17 protein-coding genes are annotated in these 17,369 nt (G+C 66.6%); 12 read left to right on the forward strand and 5 right to left on the reverse strand.

Annotated elements, in window-relative coordinates:
* The first annotated feature begins 83 nt into the window (after nucleotides 1–83).
* Together G6N44_RS21630 and G6N44_RS21635 are read left to right on the forward strand one after the other, a co-directional pair.
* Nucleotides 84–713, forward strand: a complete 630-nt coding sequence (locus tag G6N44_RS21630; protein WP_163667444.1) for a TetR/AcrR family transcriptional regulator — start codon at nucleotides 84–86, stop codon at nucleotides 711–713.
* A gap of 17 nt (nucleotides 714–730) precedes the next feature.
* Nucleotides 731–2,170, forward strand: coding sequence for an APC family permease (locus G6N44_RS21635; RefSeq protein WP_163667446.1), 1,440 nt, complete (start codon nucleotides 731–733; stop codon nucleotides 2,168–2,170).
* Here G6N44_RS21635 and relZ read toward each other — a convergent pair.
* Nucleotides 2,167–3,894: a bifunctional ribonuclease/(p)ppGpp synthase gene (gene relZ / locus G6N44_RS21640; RefSeq protein ID WP_163667448.1), complete on the reverse strand. Its 1,728-nt coding sequence runs from the start codon at nucleotides 3,892–3,894 to the stop codon at nucleotides 2,167–2,169. The two genes, G6N44_RS21635 and relZ, sit on opposite strands and share 4 nt — an antisense overlap.
* A gap of 50 nt (nucleotides 3,895–3,944) precedes the next feature.
* Between relZ and purB the strand changes: the two genes are divergently transcribed.
* Genes purB through G6N44_RS21660 form a run of 4 tightly spaced genes read left to right on the forward strand, consistent with a single transcriptional unit; the run spans nucleotide 3,945 to nucleotide 8,074 of the window.
* A complete protein-coding gene (purB, locus tag G6N44_RS21645) occupies nucleotides 3,945–5,363 on the forward strand; it encodes an adenylosuccinate lyase (protein ID WP_163667451.1) in 1,419 nt (472 codons plus the stop codon).
* A gap of 2 nt (nucleotides 5,364–5,365) precedes the next feature.
* A complete protein-coding gene (locus G6N44_RS21650; protein ID WP_163670234.1) occupies nucleotides 5,366–6,583 on the forward strand; it encodes a cytochrome P450 in 1,218 nt (405 codons plus the stop codon).
* Nucleotides 6,580–7,494: a tellurite resistance/C4-dicarboxylate transporter family protein gene (locus G6N44_RS21655; protein WP_179964428.1), complete on the forward strand. Its 915-nt coding sequence runs from the start codon at nucleotides 6,580–6,582 to the stop codon at nucleotides 7,492–7,494. Before G6N44_RS21650 ends, G6N44_RS21655 begins: the two co-directional genes overlap by 4 nt.
* Nucleotides 7,475–8,074: a DUF1707 SHOCT-like domain-containing protein gene (locus G6N44_RS21660; RefSeq protein WP_163667457.1), complete on the forward strand. Its 600-nt coding sequence runs from the start codon at nucleotides 7,475–7,477 to the stop codon at nucleotides 8,072–8,074. The genes G6N44_RS21655 and G6N44_RS21660 overlap by 20 nt, the downstream gene beginning before the upstream one ends.
* On the opposite strand, the gene G6N44_RS21665 is transcribed toward G6N44_RS21660, so the two are convergent.
* Together G6N44_RS21665 and G6N44_RS21670 are read right to left on the reverse strand one after the other, a co-directional pair.
* Entirely contained in the window at nucleotides 8,019–8,918 is a 900-nt protein-coding gene (locus G6N44_RS21665; RefSeq protein WP_163667460.1) for a type IV toxin-antitoxin system AbiEi family antitoxin domain-containing protein, read from the reverse strand. The genes G6N44_RS21660 and G6N44_RS21665 overlap by 56 nt on opposite strands.
* 91 nt (nucleotides 8,919–9,009) lie before the next feature.
* Complete coding sequence (locus G6N44_RS21670) at nucleotides 9,010–9,633, reverse strand: hypothetical protein (RefSeq protein ID WP_163667463.1); 624 nt, start codon at nucleotides 9,631–9,633, stop codon at nucleotides 9,010–9,012.
* 30 nt (nucleotides 9,634–9,663) lie between these two features.
* Between G6N44_RS21670 and G6N44_RS21675 the strand changes: the two genes are divergently transcribed.
* Both G6N44_RS21675 and G6N44_RS21680 read left to right on the forward strand, forming a co-directional pair.
* Nucleotides 9,664–10,551 (forward strand): phosphoribosylaminoimidazolesuccinocarboxamide synthase, encoded by an 888-nt coding sequence (locus G6N44_RS21675; protein WP_163667466.1) that lies wholly within the window; start codon nucleotides 9,664–9,666, stop codon nucleotides 10,549–10,551.
* Nucleotides 10,548–12,695, forward strand: a complete 2,148-nt coding sequence (locus G6N44_RS21680) for a S9 family peptidase (protein ID WP_163667468.1) — start codon at nucleotides 10,548–10,550, stop codon at nucleotides 12,693–12,695. The genes G6N44_RS21675 and G6N44_RS21680 overlap by 4 nt, the downstream gene beginning before the upstream one ends.
* Here G6N44_RS21680 and G6N44_RS21685 read toward each other — a convergent pair.
* Complete coding sequence (locus G6N44_RS21685; protein ID WP_163667471.1) at nucleotides 12,624–13,070, reverse strand: DoxX family protein; 447 nt, start codon at nucleotides 13,068–13,070, stop codon at nucleotides 12,624–12,626. The genes G6N44_RS21680 and G6N44_RS21685 overlap by 72 nt on opposite strands.
* Before the next feature lie 85 nt (nucleotides 13,071–13,155).
* Between G6N44_RS21685 and G6N44_RS21690 the strand changes: the two genes are divergently transcribed.
* From G6N44_RS21690 to G6N44_RS21705, 4 genes are all read left to right on the forward strand, one after another.
* Nucleotides 13,156–13,710: a TetR/AcrR family transcriptional regulator gene (locus G6N44_RS21690; protein ID WP_163667473.1), complete on the forward strand. Its 555-nt coding sequence runs from the start codon at nucleotides 13,156–13,158 to the stop codon at nucleotides 13,708–13,710.
* A gap of 10 nt (nucleotides 13,711–13,720) precedes the next feature.
* Entirely contained in the window at nucleotides 13,721–14,221 is a 501-nt protein-coding gene (locus tag G6N44_RS21695; protein ID WP_163667476.1) for a glutathione peroxidase, read from the forward strand.
* Nucleotides 14,222–14,288: 67 nt separating this feature from the next.
* A complete protein-coding gene (locus G6N44_RS21700) occupies nucleotides 14,289–14,993 on the forward strand; it encodes a DUF2334 domain-containing protein (RefSeq protein ID WP_163667479.1) in 705 nt (234 codons plus the stop codon).
* Between the two features lie 21 nt (nucleotides 14,994–15,014).
* Entirely contained in the window at nucleotides 15,015–16,685 is a 1,671-nt protein-coding gene (locus G6N44_RS21705) for an FAD-binding dehydrogenase (RefSeq protein WP_163667482.1), read from the forward strand.
* Nucleotides 16,686–16,699: 14 nt separating this feature from the next.
* Here the strand turns inward: G6N44_RS21705 and G6N44_RS21710 are convergent, their stop codons facing one another.
* The gene (locus tag G6N44_RS21710; RefSeq protein ID WP_163667485.1) at nucleotides 16,700–17,338 is read right to left on the reverse strand and encodes an MBL fold metallo-hydrolase; all 639 of its coding nucleotides are present in this window, start codon (nucleotides 17,336–17,338) and stop codon (nucleotides 16,700–16,702) included.
* Between the last annotated feature and the right edge of the window lie 31 nt (nucleotides 17,339–17,369).

Raw genomic sequence — 17,369 nt, forward strand, 5'->3', positions numbered from 1 at the left:
AGCGTTGCCGACCCGCCAGCAAAACCTGAGTAAAGCCTGATTATTGACCGAAAGCCGTATGTGGAGGGGGGTCGACTGGCACCATGCTAAAGGTGACGGCAGCGGTCACCCCTAAAGGGGAACGTCGGCGGTACGCCCTCGTCAGGGCGGCCGCTGAACTGTTATGTGAGGGCGGTTTCGACGCCGTCCGGCACCGTGCCGTGGCGCGTCGGGCGGGGCTCCCGCTGGCCTCGACGACGTATTACTTCTCTTCGCTGGACGACCTCATCGCGAAGGCCGTCGAATACATCGGGACCCAGGAAGCCGAACAACTCACCGCCGGCGTGGCCGCGCTCTCGCGACGCCGCCGCGGTGCCGAATCGACCGCGGATGTCCTTGTCGATCTGTTGCTCGGGGAATCTCGGGAACGGCGCGGCACCGAGGAGTTGATCTCGCGCTACGAGCGCTACATCGCCTGCGCCCGGCAACCCGGCCTGCGCGATATCCAGCGCCGGATCCGGCAACAGCGCACCGATGCTGTCGTCGAGGTGGTGGAACGCTCAGGCCGCTCGGTGCGGGCCGAACTGCTCACCGCCCTGGTGTGTGCCGTTGACGGAGCTGTTGTGGCATCGTTGGGCGACGAAGGGGAGGGGCCCAGGGCCAACGCCAGGGCCACACTGATCGACGTCATCGACGTATTGGCGCCCGTCGACGAACGGGTGGTACGCGTCTGACCGGTGAAGGAGGGGGAATGTCGCAACCCGCAACCGCGGCGCAGCCACAGCTCAAGCGGGTGATGGGGCCCGGACTGTTACTGCTGTTCGTCGTCGGCGACATTCTCGGCACCGGGGTATACGCATTGACGGGGCAGGTTGCCAAGGAAGTCGGCGGCGCCGCCTGGCTTCCCTTCCTCGTGGCGTTCGTGATCGCCACCATCACCGCATTCAGCTATCTGGAGCTGGTCACCAAGTATCCACAGGCGGCCGGCGCAGCGCTTTACGCGCACAAGGCCTTTGGTGTCCAGTTCATCACGTTCCTGGTGGCCTTCATTGTGATGTGCTCCGGAATCACCTCGGCCTCAACGGCTTCGAGGTTCTTCGCGATCAGCTTCTTCGATGCGATCGAGATCAACCTCGACCATATTTTCAGCTGGCAGCGGCTGGGAACTGTCGCGCTGGCTCTGCTGTTCATGGCACTGATCGCCGCGGTGAATCTGCGAGGGGTCAGCGAAAGTGTCAAGCTGAACGTGGTTCTGACGTTCATCGAGATCACCGGCCTGGTGATCGTGATCGTGGTGGGACTGTGGGCCATCGTCAGCGGGGTCGACGTCGACTTCTCCCGCGTCGTAGCCTTCGACACCTCAGGCGAGAAGAACGCCTTCATCGCCGTCACCGCAGCGACGTCGCTGGCGTTCTTCGCGATGGTCGGATTCGAGGACTCGGTCAACATGGCCGAGGAGACCAAGGACCCGGTGCGGATCTTCCCCAAGGTGTTGTTGACCGGCCTGGGTATCGCCGGCGTCGTCTATGTCGTCGTGGCTGTCATCGCGGTCGCACTGGTGCCGGTCGGAATACTTGCCGAGTCCGACTCGTCCCCTCTGGTGAAGGTGATGGAAACCGCCGCGCCGGGGCTCCCGTTCTCGAATATCCTGCCGATCATCTCGATGTTCGCGGTGTCCAACACCGCATTGATCAACATGCTGATGGCCAGTCGGTTGATCTACGGCATGGCCCGCCAACATGTGTTACCGCCGATGTTCGGTGTGGTGCATCCGAAGCGCCATACGCCTTGGGTGGCAATCATCTTCACCACGCTCATCGCGTTCGGACTCATCTTCTACGTGTCGGCGTTCGCGAGCGGGGACACCGTCGCGATCCTCGGCGGCACCACGTCGCTGCTGCTGCTCGCGGTCTTCTCGGTGGTCAACGTGGCAGTACTGGTGCTGCGGCGCGATGTCCAGAAAGCGGGCGGCCACTTCAAGACCCCGACCGCGCTGCCCGTCATCGGCTTCATCGCGTCTCTGTACCTGGTGCTGCCCACCTCGGGACGGCCGTCGGAGCAGTACATTCTGGCCCTGGCACTCGTCGCCACCGGCGTCGTACTGTTCGGCATCACCATGATGATCAACCGGCAGCTCGGCATCCGCGGGACCGGCATCACCGACCCCACCCACCTCGGCGACGCACCTTAGGATTCGGTGCGCAGCTTCGCAATCCGGTTCTGCAGCAACGCGACCCGGTGTGCATTGCCGTCGAGACCGAGGTAGCGGTCATCGAACACGGCCAACAACGCGTCATCGAGGCGGCGCACCGCGCCCGGCGGGTATCGGTAGCCCATCAGCCGGTTGATCTCGTCGGTGTCCACCGAATCCAGCAAGCCCGTCAGCGCTTCCAGCGAGGTGATGCCGAGTTCGAGCAGCAGCCCCGAGATCCAGCCGTAGTGGTCGGTCCGCGACCAGCCGGCGTCGGCGAAACGGTTGCCCAGATAGGTGGCCAGCACCGGGGTGGCGATGCGGGAGTCCGAAGAGGGCGCGGCGAACTTGGGGTCCTCTTCCCCTTCGGTCATGGTCAGCCGCAGCCGTTCCCGGATCTCGGTGAACTCGCGGTCGGCCAATTCCAGAAGCCCCGCCGCCAAAGTGAACCGGCGGTCCAGCTCGCTGACATGCTCGGCCGGTACCGAGCCCTTGTACCGCACGTCATGTTCGAACTCCGCCCACGCGTGCTGCAGCACGGTACGGACCTGGATGGACGCCGGATACTGTTCGCCCCCGACCCCGAACAGCAGATGCCGGCTCGCATACCCCCACCGGCCCTGACGGGCGGTGTGCAGACCCATGTCCTGGTCATCGAGCAGCCGCATCTCCTCGGCCAGCAGGTTGGCCACCGCGTCGACATCCGCACGCAGGTAGGTGATGACGCGCAGGCCCACCTGATCGGTGATCTCCACCAACGGATCGCTGTACAGCGGGGTGCCGTCGGCGGCGCGCCGGTGGGCCTTCGCGGCGAACGAATCGATGCTCTTGGTACGGGCGGTGATGCTCAGGTAGTTGATCCCCGCGTCGTCGAGCAGTCCGGTGACCAGCTTGAGGTACTGCTCGGTGACGGCCACCAGGTCCGGGCGCCGGGAAGCGTACTCGGCCACCGCGGTCGAGGGCGCCGCCTGTCGCACCGGTGCCGGCCGTGACCGGGGGAGCCGGTCGGGGGGCAGGGACGGGGTGAGGATGTAGCCCGAGGCGAAGTCGCCGTAGATCGTCACGTCCTCGGGCCGGTGGTACCAGTACAGGGCGATATAGGCGCAGAGCAGGGCGTCGACGGGATCCTCGTCGCGGTCGAGTTGGCCCGGCCGGGTGGCGGCCTCGATCCGCTTGCGCAGTTCCACCCAGCTGACACTGCGGTTCGCCCGCAGGCGCGGCGTCGCTGTGTCGAGTTCCTCGATGAACGTCATCAACCTGAGCAGTTCGCGTTGCCGGTCGTCGAACGCGCCGCGCTTGTACTTCAGGGTCTTGTCGAGCCCGAACAGCACGACGCTCGCCGGGTGTGGGTAGACCTCGATGGCCCGCCGGTTCGACGACGACGACGGATCCATGTCGAGGCCAAGCGCCGACGCGATACGCGCACCACGCGGATGCTTGAACTCGGGCCGCTCGGTGAAGGCCGGGCGCGCCCCGGCGTCGAACCGCTGGAAGTCCCGGTTGAGATCCCGCTCGCACGGCCGGTGGCCGGTCGGGTTCTTCACGATGAGGGGCGCATCGATGGCAACCAGGCAGTCGCCGCCGATGTAGGGCTCGATCGCAGCCCCGATATCGTCGTCGTCCTGCGCCACACCGACGTGAAGAACGCGGCCACTGGAGTCGACGACAGCGACACCCGTCTGATTCTTCTCGCCCCACGCGAGGTCGAGTCCGACGAAGTACATCCGTCCACTGTCTCATTGGTACCCCGGCCCGGGCCGTAAGCTGTGTGTTCGTGACGATCCCGAATGTTCTGGCCAACCGCTACGCCAGCGACGAAATGGTCGCGATCTGGTCGCCGGAGGCCAAGATCGTCGCCGAACGCCGACTCTGGCTCGCCGTGCTGCGTGCGCAGGCCGAGCTGGGTGTCCCGGTGCCCGACGGCGTGATCGACGACTACGAGCGGGTCCTGGAGAACGTCGACCTCGCCTCCATCGCGGCCCGTGAGCGGGTTACCCGCCACGACGTGAAGGCGCGCATCGAGGAGTTCAATGCGCTGGCCGGTCACGAGCACGTGCACAAGGGCATGACGAGCCGCGACCTCACCGAGAACGTCGAGCAACTGCAGATCCGCAGTTCCCTGGAACTGGTGTTCGCCCACGGCATCGCAGTGGTGGCCCGGCTGGCCGAGCGCTCCGTCGTCTACCGCGACGTCGTCATGGCGGGCCGGTCGCACAATGTGGCCGCCCAGGCCACCACGCTGGGCAAGCGGTTCGCCTCGGCCGCCGAAGAGACGCTGCTGGCCCTGACCCGGCTGCGTGAGCTGATCGACCGATACCCGTTGCGCGGCATCAAGGGGCCGATGGGCACCGCCCAGGACATGCTCGACCTGTTCGACGGGGACACCGAAAAGCTGGCCGAACTGGAGCGCCGGGTTGCCGAGTTCCTGGGATTCACAGACGTTTTCACCAGCGTTGGGCAGGTATACCCGCGCTCGCTCGACCACGACGTGCTCTCGGCACTGGTGCAGGTCGGTGCCGGGCCGTCGTCGTTGGCGCACACGATCCGGCTGATGGCCGGCCACGAACTGGTCACCGAGGGTTTCGCGCCCGGCCAGGTCGGGTCGTCGGCCATGCCGCACAAGATGAACACTCGCTCGTGCGAGCGGGTCAACGGTCTACAGGTGGTGTTGCGCGGCTACGCGTCGATGGCCGCTGAACTGGCCGGCGCGCAGTGGAACGAGGGCGACGTGTTCTGCTCGGTGGTACGACGCGTCGCCCTGCCCGACGGGTTCTTCGCTGTCGACGGGCAGACCGAGACGTTCCTGACCGTGCTCGACGAGTTCGGTGCCTACCCGGCGGTGATTCAGCGCGAGCTGGACCGCTACCTGCCGTTCCTGGCCACCACCCGCATCCTGATCGCCGCGGTGCGCGCCGGGGTGGGCCGCGAAACCGCGCACGAGGTGATCAAGGAGCACGCCGTCGCCGTCGCACTGGACATGCGTGAGCGCGGGCTGGAGCCCGACCTGCTGGACCGGCTCGCCGCCGACCCGCGACTGCCGCTGGACCGCGTTGCCCTGGAGACCGCGTTGGCCGACAAGCAGGCTTTCACCGGAGCGGCCGGGGCCCAGGTCGACGGGGTGGTCGCAGCCGTCGACGACCTGGTCAGCCGCTACCCCGAGGCCGCCAAGTACACCTCGGGCGCCATATTGTGACGTTGGTGGCCGACCTCACCGATCTGGACAATTTCGCCGCCGGTTTCCCGCACGGGTTGTTCGCTGCGCACCGGCGCGAGGCCCCGGTGTACTGGCACCCGCCGACGGAACATACTCCCGACGGTGAGGGCTTCTGGTCGGTGGCCACCCACGCCGAAACCCTTGCGGTACTGCGGGACGCGGAGACCTACTCCTCGGTGACCGGCGGCTCGCGGCCCTACGGCGGCACGCTGCTGCAGGACCTGGCCATCGCCGGGCAGGTGCTCAACATGATGGACGACCCGCGACACGCCGAGATCCGCCGGCTGGTCAGCTCCGGGCTGACCCCGCGGATGATCCGGCGGGTGGAAGACGACCTACGGGCACGGACGCGCCGGTTGCTCGACGAGGTGGTGGTGGGCGAGCCGTTCGATTTCCTGATCGACGTGGCCGCCGAACTGCCCATGCAGATGATCTGCATCCTGTTGGGAATTCCTGAATCCGAACGACATTGGCTGTTCCACGCGATCGAGCCCCAGTTTGACTTCGGTGGTTCGCGGTCGGCGGCGATGGCGCAGATGTCGGCCGAAGAGGCCGGCTCGCGGATGTACACCTACGGCGCCGAGTTGATTGCGGCAAAGCGGTCCGAGCCGACCGACGACATGCTGTCTGTGGTGGCCAACGCCTTTCGTGATGACGAAGCGGCGGCCCTGTCGGACCTCGAGCTGTACCTGTTCTTCAGCCTGCTGTTCAGTGCGGGCGCCGAGACCACCCGTAACTCGGTGGCGGGCGGGTTGCTGGCGCTGATCGAAAACCCTTCGCAGATGGCGTTGTTGCGCGAGGACCTGGGGGAACTACCCACGGCGATCGAGGAGATGGTGCGCTGGACCTCGCCGTCTCCGTCCAAGCGGCGCACCGCAACCCGGGCAGTGTCCTTGGGTGGTTGCGACATCGAGCCCGGGCAGAAGGTGCAGGTCTGGGAGGGCTCGGCGAACCGGGATTCGCTGGTGTTCGAGCGGGCAGACGTGTTCGACATCACTCGTAAACCCAATCCGCACTTGGGATTCGGCTTCGGCATCCACTACTGCCTGGGTGCCAACCTGGCCCGGCTGGAACTACGGGTGTTGTTCGAGGAGCTGCTGGCGCGCTTCGGCAGCGCCCGGTTGGTCGCGCCAGTCGAGTGGACCCGCAGCAACCGCCACACCGGTATCCGCCATTTGGTGGTGGAGCTCGGGGCGTGAAACCCGAGGCGTTTGCCGCGGTGATGGCGACCGGCATCGTCTCGATCGCCGCCGCGCAGCACGGCTACGGCGTCATCAGTTGGCCCCTGGCGATGCTCGCGGCACTCGGACTGCCGATGCTCATGTACCTGGCGGCGATCCGCCGGCGATCTTTCGATCTGCGGAGCATCGACACGATCGTCGGATTGTTCACCTACGTGGCGGCATGCGCTGTGGTGGCCGCCCGATTCGCCGAGTATCGGCCGGTGCTGTGGATCCTGGGGGCGCTGGGCCTCGCCGGCTGGACAACGTTGATCCCGATGCTGCTGGTGCGGATGCGCCGGCTGGGCCCGATCGGCCTGCGGGATCGCGCACGTGGCACCTGGGAGCTGGCCAGCGTCGGGACATCCGGTCTATCGCTCGTCTTCGTCGCTGAGGGAATCATGTTCTGGGGGTTCGTTTTCTGGGGCATCGCCCTGTGCCTGTACGGCGTGATGACGTTGCTCATCGCGTGGCGGGCGCTGGATGATTCGGAGGTGCGGCGCAACGTCCCACCCGACCACTGGATCCTGATGGGTGGCGCCGCCATCGCAACCCTGGCCGGCGAGCACATCTACGTAGCGCTTTCTCCGGGCCCGGTCGCCGATGTGGTACGCGTCCTCACCGTCGTGACGTTCGTCGTAGCCAGCGTGCAGATCCTGCCCTTGGCGGTCACCAGTTGGCGCCAGATGCTCGACTGGCCCGCGGTATTCCCGCTGGGCATGTACTCGGTGACCGCATACGGCTTGACGGTCGAAACCGGTTGGAATGCATTGATTGTGGTCTCGCATGTGTTCTTCTGGATCGCGTGCGTGGCGTGGGTGCTGGTGGTAGGCGTGGTGGTCCGACGCATCGTTCGCCTAACCTCGGGCCATGGACTCAGGCCACGATGACCATCTCCGAGTCTCCGACGCCGACCGTGCGGAAGTAGGACACCTGCTCGAGCGTGCGGTAGCCGAGGGCATGATCACGCTCGACGAGTTCAGCGAACGCTATGACGCCGCACTGGCAGCTCGTACGCGTGGCGAGTTGGGCGCAGTGGTCGCGGACCTGCCGATGGCCCTGCCCGCGGCGATCCCGCCGTCGCACCTGCCCGCGGCAGCGCCCGAGGAGTTGCGCGGCTGGATGTCCTCGATCGTGCGGCGTGGACAGTGGAAGGTGGCGCCGGCCCTGCACCTCAACACGCGGTTGTGCAGCACGACCCTGGACTTCGCGTCTGCGGTCCTGCCCGGGCCCGTGGTGGAGATCGTCATCGACGACTACTGCAGTGCGACCGAGCTCATCGTGCCCGCCGCGGCCACCGCCGATCTCAACAGCGTCAACGCGATCGCTGGCAGCACCACGGTCAAGGTGCGCACCAACCCGCCCTCCGACCAACTGCACCTCATCGTGCGCGGGCGCGTACGGATGGGGTCGGTCACCGTGCGGCACCCGTTCGGAAGCTGGCTGCGGCGCCTGAACGGCACTCCATAGCGAAGCGGATCTCGGCGATCACCCGCTGCGGGTATTCGGTGAGATCCAGCCAGGTGAATCGCAGCACCTGCCAGCCCATCAGCGCGATCTCGTTCTGCTTGACCCGGTCTTTCTGAAAGTCCTCATGGTCGCTGTGAAATGCCCAGCCGTCGGTCTCGATCGCGATTTTGTAGGCAGGAAAGGCCACGTCGATCACCCATCGGCCCAGGCGGTAGTTGGCCCTCCACCCGGTAATTCCGGCTTCCTTCAGCAGTTTGATCAGCAGCCGCTCGGCTTCCGAACGGGCCCCGTCGGCTGCCGCGATCAGCAAGCGGCGGGCAGCCGGTGAACCGTGTCGGCCCTTGTTGCGCAGATGCACCCGCCACAGGTCACGCAGTTCGGTGTGGCGCTGCAACGCGGAGTCCATGAGTTTGGCGCCGCCACCGCGGCGGGCGGCAGCTTCGACAACGGTCAGCGGCAGTGCCGTCACCCGCAGGCCCCGGCGTTCCACGATGTCGTGCGGATCGAGGTCACGCCGGCGCAGACGAATGCCATGCCGCGGTGGGTGATGGCCCGTGCGCGGGATGGTGACCTCGACGGTGTCCGGCGGATACTTCGTCACCTCGTGCCACCATGCAGCGGCCAGCCCGCTCGCCGTCGCATTGGACCCCGCCGACCACACCGCAGCCCTGACCCGGGCTGAGTCGGTGAACGGCCGATCGTCCGCGAAGTACACCCCTGGGGAGCAGCGCAGCCATTTCCCGGAACGGACTCTGCGGTAGACCGCCTGCCTGCTCAGCCCGGCCTGTTTCGCTTGGGCAAGCGTGATGACCCCGTCGTGTTCACGCAGATAATCATCGATCACGCCATTTGGACGTGGTGCGACCGTCAAACGGTTCCCCACCCTGCGATTCGGGTGCGTTCAGTAACGCTGGGCGTTACCAAACGCGCCGAAATCACTCGATGCGGCGCAGACGCATGCCGGCAGAACGCAGTTCCAGGGCGGCCAGGCCGCGAATCGCCTGCTGGTCCTGACTGCGCCACGCTCCGACGGGGTCATCGGACACCGCGGTCAGCTTGGCCAGCGGCCGGTTGGCCAGCGCCCGCAGCGCGAGCAGCTGTTCCCCGGCGGCCGTCGAGGCCAGGGTGATCGCGGTCCACTTGCGCCGGAAGAATCGCACCCGCAGATACAGCCAGGGCATCGCCACGAACAGGATCGGTGCGGCGGCCACCGCCAGGGCGAGCACCCACGCCAGCCAACTGGCCGTGCTGTTGAGGTTGTGGCCGGCGCCTGCGATGTCGAGGGCGGCCTCGCTGGCAGCGCGCAACGGCTTACTCAGGGTGTCGCCCACCAGGGGAACGCTGTCAGTGCTGTCACCGGCGGAGCCCAGATTGTCAGCAACCCCGTTGGCGCCGCTCTCGACCTGCCTGCCGACCTCGGCGATGGTCGACACCGCCGAATGCACGGCCATCCCGACCAAGATCCACACCGCGGTCCAGGTGATGACGGCCACGTCGCTGAACAACTGGGCCAACAAGCGGCCGGGTCTGCTGGCATAGGGCAGGTACCGCGTTCTCATGAGACCGATCCCAACACATAGGCTGGCCCAATGCGCCCTGCTCTGTCCGACTACCAGCACCTGGCCAGCGGCAAAGTCCGTGAGTTGTACCGCATCGACGACGAGCACCTGCTGTTCGTGGCGACCGATCGGATCTCGGCCTACGACTACATCCTCGACTCGCAGATCCCGGACAAGGGCCGGATCCTGACCGCCATGAGCGTGTTTTTCTTCGATCTGATCAGCGCGCCCAACCATCTCGCCGGGCCGCCGGACGACGAGCGCATCCCTGCCGAGGTGCTGGGCCGCGCGCTGGTGGTGAAGCGACTGAAGATGCTGCCGGTGGAGTGTGTGGCGCGTGGCTACCTGACCGGTTCGGGCCTGCTCGACTATCAGGCGTCGGGTTCGGTGTGCGGTATCGGGCTGCCGGCGGGCCTGGGGGAGGCGAGCAAGTTCGACGAGCCGCTGTTCACCCCGGCCACCAAAGCCGACATCGGCGAGCACGACGAGAACATCTCGTACAACACGGTGATCGACCTGGTCGGCCCGGAGTTGGCCAACCAGCTGAAGGAACGCACGCTGCAGACCTACCAGCAAGGTGCCGACCATGCGTTGACCAAGGGCATCATCATCGCTGACACCAAGTTCGAGTTCGGCGTCGATGAACACGGCACCGTGGTGCTGGCCGATGAGGTGTTCACCCCGGATTCGTCGCGGTACTGGCGCGCCGAGACCTACCGGCAGGGCGTGGTTCAGGACAGCTTCGACAAGCAGTTCGTCCGCAACTGGCTGACCGGGCCGGACTCGGGTTGGGACCGGCACGGCGACACCGCGCCGCCACCGCTGCCCGAGGAGATCGTCACCGCCACCCGGGCTCGGTACATCGAGGCGTACGAACGTATTTCGGGCCTGCGGTTCGAAGATTGGATCGGCGCATGACACAGTCCGTACCGCCGCCGGCCGCCAAGCGCGGCAACCATCGCCGTGAGCACCACGGCGATGTGTTCATCGACCCCTACGAATGGTTGCGCGACAAGGACAACCCCGAGGTGATCGCGCACCTGGAGGCCGAGAACGCTTACACCGAGGCCGCCACCGGGCATCTGGAGCAGTTGCGGCAGAAGATCTTCGACGAGATCAAGGCCCGCACCAAGGAAACCGACCTCTCCGTACCGATGCGCCGGGCCGGCTGGTGGTACTACGCGCGCAGCTTCGAGGGCAAGCAGTACGCGGTGCATTGTCGGTGCCCGATCGGTGATCCCGACGATTGGACGCCGCCGGAGCTCGATGAGGGTGCCGAGATTCCCGGCGAGCAGGTCTTGCTCGACGAGAATGTCGAGGCCGACGGCCACGATTACTTCTCGCTCGGCGCGGCCACGGTGAGCCTGGACGGCGATGTCCTGGCCTATTCGGTGGACGTTCTGGGCGACGAGCGATACACCTTGAAGTTCAAGGATTTACGCACCGGCGAGCTCTATGACGACACGATCGCCGGCATCGGTGCCGGTGGCACCTGGGCCGCCGACAGCCGCACGCTGTACTACACCACAGTGGACGACGCCTGGAGGCCCGACACCGTGTGGCGGCACCGGCTGGCCTCTGGCCTGCCCGCCGAGAAGGTGTATCACGAACCCGACGAACGGTTCTGGGTCGCGATCGGTCGCAGCCGCAGCGACAAGTACCTGTTCGTCGCGTCGGGTAGCGCGGTCACCACCGAGGTCCGCTATGTCGATGCGAATGACCCGACCGCCGAGCTCACCACCGTCTGGGAGCGCCGCGACCTGGTGGAGTACTCCGTCGAGCACGCCGTGATCGGAGGCCAGGACCGGTTCCTGATCCTGCACAACGACGGCGCCGAGAACTTCACGCTGGTCGACGCTCCGGTCAGCGATCCCAGTGACTTCCACCCCCTGATCGAACACCGGTCCGACGTGCGGCTGGACGGCGTCGATGCGTTCGACGGTTTCCTGGTGATCAGTTACCGCAGTGAGGCATTGCCGAAGATGGCACTGTGGCCGCTCACCGCTGACGGCTACGGCACCCGCGAGGAGCTGACCTTCGATTCCGAGTTGACCGCCGCGGGGATGGGCGGCAACCCGAACTGGTTCACCCCGAAGTTGCGCATCGGCGCGACCTCGTTCATCACTCCGGCGCGGATCTATGACCTGGATCTGGGCACCGGGGAGCGCACCCTGCTGCGGGAGCAACCGGTGCTGGGCGGCTATCGGCCGGAAGACTATGTGGAGCGCCGGGATTGGGCGACCGCCCCCGACGGGGCACGGATTCCGGTCTCGATCATCCACCGGTCCGGGGTGCAGTTCCCGGCGCCGGCGCTGCTCTACGGTTACGGCGCCTACGAGTCGTGTGAGGATCCGCGGTTCTCGATCGCCCGGTTGTCGTTGTTGGACCGCGGCATGGTGTTTGTGATCGCCCACGTGCGTGGCGGCGGCGAGCTGGGCCGGCCGTGGTACGAGCACGGCAAGCTGCTGGAGAAGACCAACACCTTCACCGATTTCATCGCGGCGGCACGCCATCTCATCGACGCCGGGGTGACCCGGCCGCAGAATCTGGTGGCCCTCGGCGGCAGTGCCGGCGGATTGTTGATGGGTGCGGTGGCCAACATGGCCCCGGAGTTGTTCGCCGGGATTTTGGCCCAGGTACCGTTCGTCGATGCGCTGACGACCATCCTGGATCCGTCGTTGCCGCTGACGGTGACCGAGTGGGACGAGTGGGGAAATCCGCTGGAGGACCCCGAGGTCTACCGCTACATGAAGGCCTACACCCCCTACGAGAACGTGGCGGCGCAGGACTATCCGGCGATCCTGGCCATGACCTCACTCAACGACACTCGGGTGTACTACGTGGAGCCAGCCAAATGGGTTGCCGCACTCCGTCATACCAAGACCGACGGCCATCCCGTGCTGCTCAAGACGGAGATGGTGGCCGGCCACGGTGGTCTGTCCGGACGGTACGAGCGGTGGAAGGAAGCGGCGTTCCAGTACGCGTGGCTGCTAGCTGCCGCCGACCGCGACAACTACGGCAGCGGCCAGGTAGACAGCCTCTTCGGCGGTCCGGACGCTTAATCGCGAGGCCATCGACTTCGGTGGGTTCGGCATCCGTGCCGCGTAGACGTTGGCCGGGAACATGGCCAGCATGAGCAGGAACAGGCACACGGCCGCCGCCACCCGGGTGGGCGGGTAGAGCAGGCCTGCCGCACCGGCCAGTTCCAGCACGCCGGTGACCGTCACCAGGGCGGTTGGTGCGGGCAGCGATGGCGGCACGATGGCGATCATGTCGCGCCGCAACGGGTTCACGAAGTGCGCGACGCCGGTCAGGACGAACATTGCGGCCAGGCCGACCGCTATTGCCTCGGGCCAACTGTCGAGGTAGTCCACGCCCGACAGGCCGATCGCCCGGGCCACGACGCTGCCCAGCATCAGGGTCAGAAAGACGACCATCGAAGCTCCAATCTTGTCGGTGTCTAGATCGAATACGCTACGCCCTATCTAGTCGCTGTCAAGATGTGGGATTAGGATGGGCTGCATGGGCTACCACCACGGCGACCTCAAGGCCGCGATCCTTGCGCAGGCCGCCACCCTGGTGGCCGAACGCGGCGCCGACGGCATCGCGCTACGTGAACTCGCGCGCGCCGCAGGCGTCTCACACGCGGCCCCTGCGCACCACTTCACCGATCGGCGTGGGTTGTTCACCGCCCTTGCCGCCGAAGGGTTTCAGCTTCTCGCCGCAGCGCTGAGGGAGGCCAGGCCACAGTTCATCGACGCCGCCAAGGCCTATGTACGCTTCGCCCTCGCCCACCCCGGCCACTACGAGGTGATGTTCGACAAGTCGCTCTACGACGACACCGATGCCGAACTGGTTGCGGCCTCCTCGGCCGCCGGAGTCGAACTGAACCGCGGGATTGCCACCCTGACCGACCCCAAGGCCGCCGCCGACCCGGAAAGCGCTGCCCTGGCCGCGTGGTCCCTGGTGCACGGATTCTCGACGTTGTGGCTCAACGCCGCGATCGACACCGCGGGCGACCCGATCGCCAAGGTGGAGAGTCTGGCCGCGATCCTGTTCGACAACGAGGTCCGGTAGCGTCGCGCACATGAGCCTCAACGAGATCCCGCTGACCACTCTCGACGGCACACCGACGACTTTGGCCGAGTTGGCAACCGGCGCAGCGCTGGTGGTCAACGTGGCGTCCAAGTGTGGGCTGACGCCGCAGTACAGCGCGTTGGAGAAGCTTGCGCAGGATTATGCGGCGCGCGGGCTGACCGTCATCGGCGTGCCCTGCAACCAGTTCATGGGCCAGGAGCCGGGCAGCGCGGAAGAGATCCAGACGTTCTGCTCGTCCACCTATGGGGTGACGTTCCCATTGCTGGCCAAGACCGATGTCAACGGCGCCGACCGCCACCCGCTCTACACCGAGCTGACCCAGGCCGCCGACGCGGCCGGGGAGGCCGGGGACATCCAGTGGAACTTCGAGAAGTTTCTCCTCGCCCCGGGCGGAACGGTGGCTCACCGGTTCCGTCCTCGCGTCGAGCCGGATGCACCCGAGGTGATCGCCGCCATCGAAGCGGTCCTGCCGGCTGATCGAAGGCTCTAGCCCGATGGACACTCAGCGTCAGGGTGTTCGACACCGTCCCGACATGTGACGTTGCCACACTGGCAGCGTGACCGGACAACTCATCGTCTCGATCTCGCAGATCAGCGATCGCACGCTGGCCGACGTCGAGTCGTTCTGCGCCGAGCTCGACACCCGGGGCGTTCCCGCTTCGATGATGGTGGCGCCGCGGCTCAAAGGCGGCTACCGGTTGGACCGCGATGCCGACACGGTGGAATGGCTGGCCCGTCGCCGCGGCGGCGGTGACGCCATCGTGCTCCACGGCTACGACGAGGCCGCGACCAAGAAGCGTCGCGGCGAGTTCGCCACTTTGCCCGCCCATGAGGCCAACCTGCGGTTGATGGGTGCCGACCGGGCGCTCGAACACCTGGGTCTGCGTACCCGGCTGTTCGCCGCGCCCGGCTGGACCGTGTCGCAGGGCGCCGTGACTGCATTGCCGCGCAACGGCTTTCGACTACTCGCCGATCTGAACGGCATCACTGATCTGGTCCGTCAGACCACGACGAGAGCGCGGGTCGTGGGTATCGGCGAAGGGTTTCTGTCCGAGCCGTGGTGGTGCCGGACCGTGGTCCTCGCCGCTGAACGCACCGCGCGCCGCGAAGGCACGGTGCGGGTCGCGGTTGCTGCGCGGCACCTGCGCAGGCCTGGCCCACGCCAGGCCATGCTCGACGCGATCGACCTGGCTTTGCTGCACCGGTGCGTGCCCAGCGTCTACCGGTGGCGAGGATTCTCGGTACGGACCGAGGCCGCCTGACAAGGGCTAGTGTTGCGTCTCATGGCAGACGCCGATGTCATCGTCGTGGGGGCGGGTCTGGCCGGATTGGTCGCCGCATGCGAGCTGGTGGACCGCCCCGGCGGAGCGGGGAGTCCGGGCCGGGGCCTGCGTGTCCTGATCGTCGACCAGGAGAACGCAGCGAACCTGGGCGGCCAGGCATTCTGGTCCTTCGGTGGCCTGTTCTTCGTGGACAGCCCCGAACAACGCAGGCTCGGTATCCGCGACAGCCAGGAGTTGGCACTGCAGGATTGGCTGGGCACCGCCGGTTTCGACCGACCCGAGGATCACTGGCCCCGGGAGTGGGCGCACGCCTACGTCGATTTCGCTGCAGGGGAGAAACGCAGTTGGTTGCGGGCCCGGGGGCTGCAGACCTTCCCGTTGGTCGGATGGGCCGAGCGGGGTGGCTACGGGGCGCTGGGACACGGTAATTCGGTGCCGCGTTTCCACATCACCTGGGGGACCGGCCCGGCGATCGTCGATGTCTTTGCGCGCCGGTTGGTCGACGAGCCCCGGGTGCGATTCGCCCACCGGCACCGCGTCGATGAACTCATCGTCTCCGAAGGCGCCGTCGTCGGGGTCCGGGGTTCGGTACTGGAACCCTCCGACGCGCCTCGCGGGGCACCGTCATCGCGAAACATCATCGGAGAGTTCGAGTTTCGCGCATCGGCCGTGATCGTGGCCAGCGGCGGCATCGGTGGCAATCACGATCTGGTGCGCAAGAACTGGCCGGCCCGCATGGGCCGGGTGCCCGAGCAGCTGCTCAGCGGGGTGCCCGCGCACGTCGACGGCCGCATGATCGGCATCTCCGAGACCGCCGGCGGGCACGTCATCAACAGCGACCGGATGTGGCACTACACCGAAGGCATCACCAACTACGATCCGATCTGGCCCGACCACGGGATCCGCATCCTGCCGGGGCCGTCGTCATTGTGGTTGGACGCCAACGGAAAACGGCTGCCAGGCCCGCTGTATCCGGGCTTCGACACGCTGGGAACTCTTGAACACATCTGCCGCACCGGGCAGGACTACACCTGGTTCATCCTCAACGCGAGGATCATCGCCAAGGAATTCGCACTGTCCGGCCAGGAACAGAACCCCGACCTGACCTCGCGCAGCGTGCGTGACCTGCTGACCCGGATACGCCCAGGTGCACCGGCGCCGGTGCAGGCGTTCGTCGACCGCGGTGTGGACTTCGTCAGCGCCCGCTCGTTGCGCGAACTGGTGGCCGCGATGAACGACGTGCCCGACGTGCTGGAACTCGACTACGCCACGGTGGCGGCCGAGGTCACCGCACGGGACCGCGAGGTGGTCAACAAGTTCACCAAGGACGGGCAGGTGACCGCGATCCGGGCGGCCCGCAGCTACCTCGGTGACCGGTTCAGTCGCGTCGTCGCCCCGCATCGGCTCACCGACCCGAAGGCGGGTCCGATGATCGCGGTGAAACTCCACATCCTGACCCGAAAGTCCTTGGGAGGGCTGGAAACCGATCTGGATTCCCGGGTGCTCAAGCAGGACAGCACCGCGTTCGCCGGCCTGTATGCGGCGGGCGAGGCGGCCGGATTCGGCGGTGGTGGCGTGCACGGCTATCGATCCCTGGAAGGTACGTTCCTGGGCGGCTGCATCTTCTCCGGCCGCGCGGCCGGGCGGGGTGCGGCCGCCGATATCGCCTAGCCCGGCTGAGTCGCTCAGAATTCGGTGCCGGTCTCCTCGGTGAGCACCTGGAAGTCGGTCTTCGTCATCTCGGACAACCGTCCGTAGTAGATGCCCCGCGCGTTGGGCTCGATGATGCCCTGATGGATCGGCACCGCCCGCGTCGGTGCCACCGCGCGCAGGAAGTCCACGGCCTCAGAGATTTTCATCCACGGTGCGGCCGCCGGCGTGGCCAGCACATCGACCGGTTCGCCGGGGACGAACAGCGCATCCCCCGGATGCATGAGCCGGGCCGGATGTTCGTCGTCGCCCACCAGGTATGAAATATTGTCGATCACGGGGATTTCCGGATGGATCACGGCATGCCTGCCACCGGTCCCGCGCACATTCAGCGAGCCGACCCGGAACGCATCCCCGGGATGCACCGCCTGCCACGGCTCGCCCAGTTGGGCGGCGGTCTGCGGATCGGCATACAGCGCCGCCTGCGGGTTGGCCTCGATGAGCGCGGGCAGTCGGGTGACATCGGCGTGGTCAGGGTGCTGGTGCGTGATCAGGATGGCCGACAACCCGGTGATGCCTTCGAAACCGTGCGAGAAGGTGCCCGGGTCGAACAGCACAGTGGTGTCCGAAATGCCGGCCAGTAGGCACGAATGTCCGAAATGCGTGAGTTGCATACCTATATTGTGACGCTCGGTGGGGCTCTGG

It is taken from the genome of Mycolicibacterium alvei (genome assembly GCF_010727325.1).
In the GTDB taxonomy this organism is placed as follows: domain Bacteria; phylum Actinomycetota; class Actinomycetes; order Mycobacteriales; family Mycobacteriaceae; genus Mycobacterium; species Mycobacterium alvei.

Bases quoted from the DNA above. Each gene is read 5' to 3' on its own strand.
- G6N44_RS21630 (WP_163667444.1), top strand. From the start codon at position 84: ATGCTAAAGGTGACGGCAGCGGTCACCCCTAAAGGGGAACGTCGGCGG.
- G6N44_RS21635 (WP_163667446.1), top strand. From the start codon at position 731: ATGTCGCAACCCGCAACCGCGGCGCAGCCACAGCTCAAGCGGGTGATG.
- relZ (WP_163667448.1), bottom strand. From the start codon at position 3,894: ATGTACTTCGTCGGACTCGACCTCGCGTGGGGCGAGAAGAATCAGACG.
- G6N44_RS21660 (WP_163667457.1), top strand. From the start codon at position 7,475: ATGGACTCAGGCCACGATGACCATCTCCGAGTCTCCGACGCCGACCGT.
- G6N44_RS21670 (WP_163667463.1), bottom strand. From the start codon at position 9,633: ATGAGAACGCGGTACCTGCCCTATGCCAGCAGACCCGGCCGCTTGTTG.
- G6N44_RS21675 (WP_163667466.1), top strand. From the start codon at position 9,664: ATGCGCCCTGCTCTGTCCGACTACCAGCACCTGGCCAGCGGCAAAGTC.
- G6N44_RS21680 (WP_163667468.1), top strand. From the start codon at position 10,548: ATGACACAGTCCGTACCGCCGCCGGCCGCCAAGCGCGGCAACCATCGC.
- G6N44_RS21685 (WP_163667471.1), bottom strand. From the start codon at position 13,070: ATGGTCGTCTTTCTGACCCTGATGCTGGGCAGCGTCGTGGCCCGGGCG.
- G6N44_RS21690 (WP_163667473.1), top strand. From the start codon at position 13,156: ATGGGCTACCACCACGGCGACCTCAAGGCCGCGATCCTTGCGCAGGCC.
- G6N44_RS21695 (WP_163667476.1), top strand. From the start codon at position 13,721: ATGAGCCTCAACGAGATCCCGCTGACCACTCTCGACGGCACACCGACG.
- G6N44_RS21705 (WP_163667482.1), top strand. From the start codon at position 15,015: ATGGCAGACGCCGATGTCATCGTCGTGGGGGCGGGTCTGGCCGGATTG.
- G6N44_RS21710 (WP_163667485.1), bottom strand. From the start codon at position 17,338: ATGCAACTCACGCATTTCGGACATTCGTGCCTACTGGCCGGCATTTCG.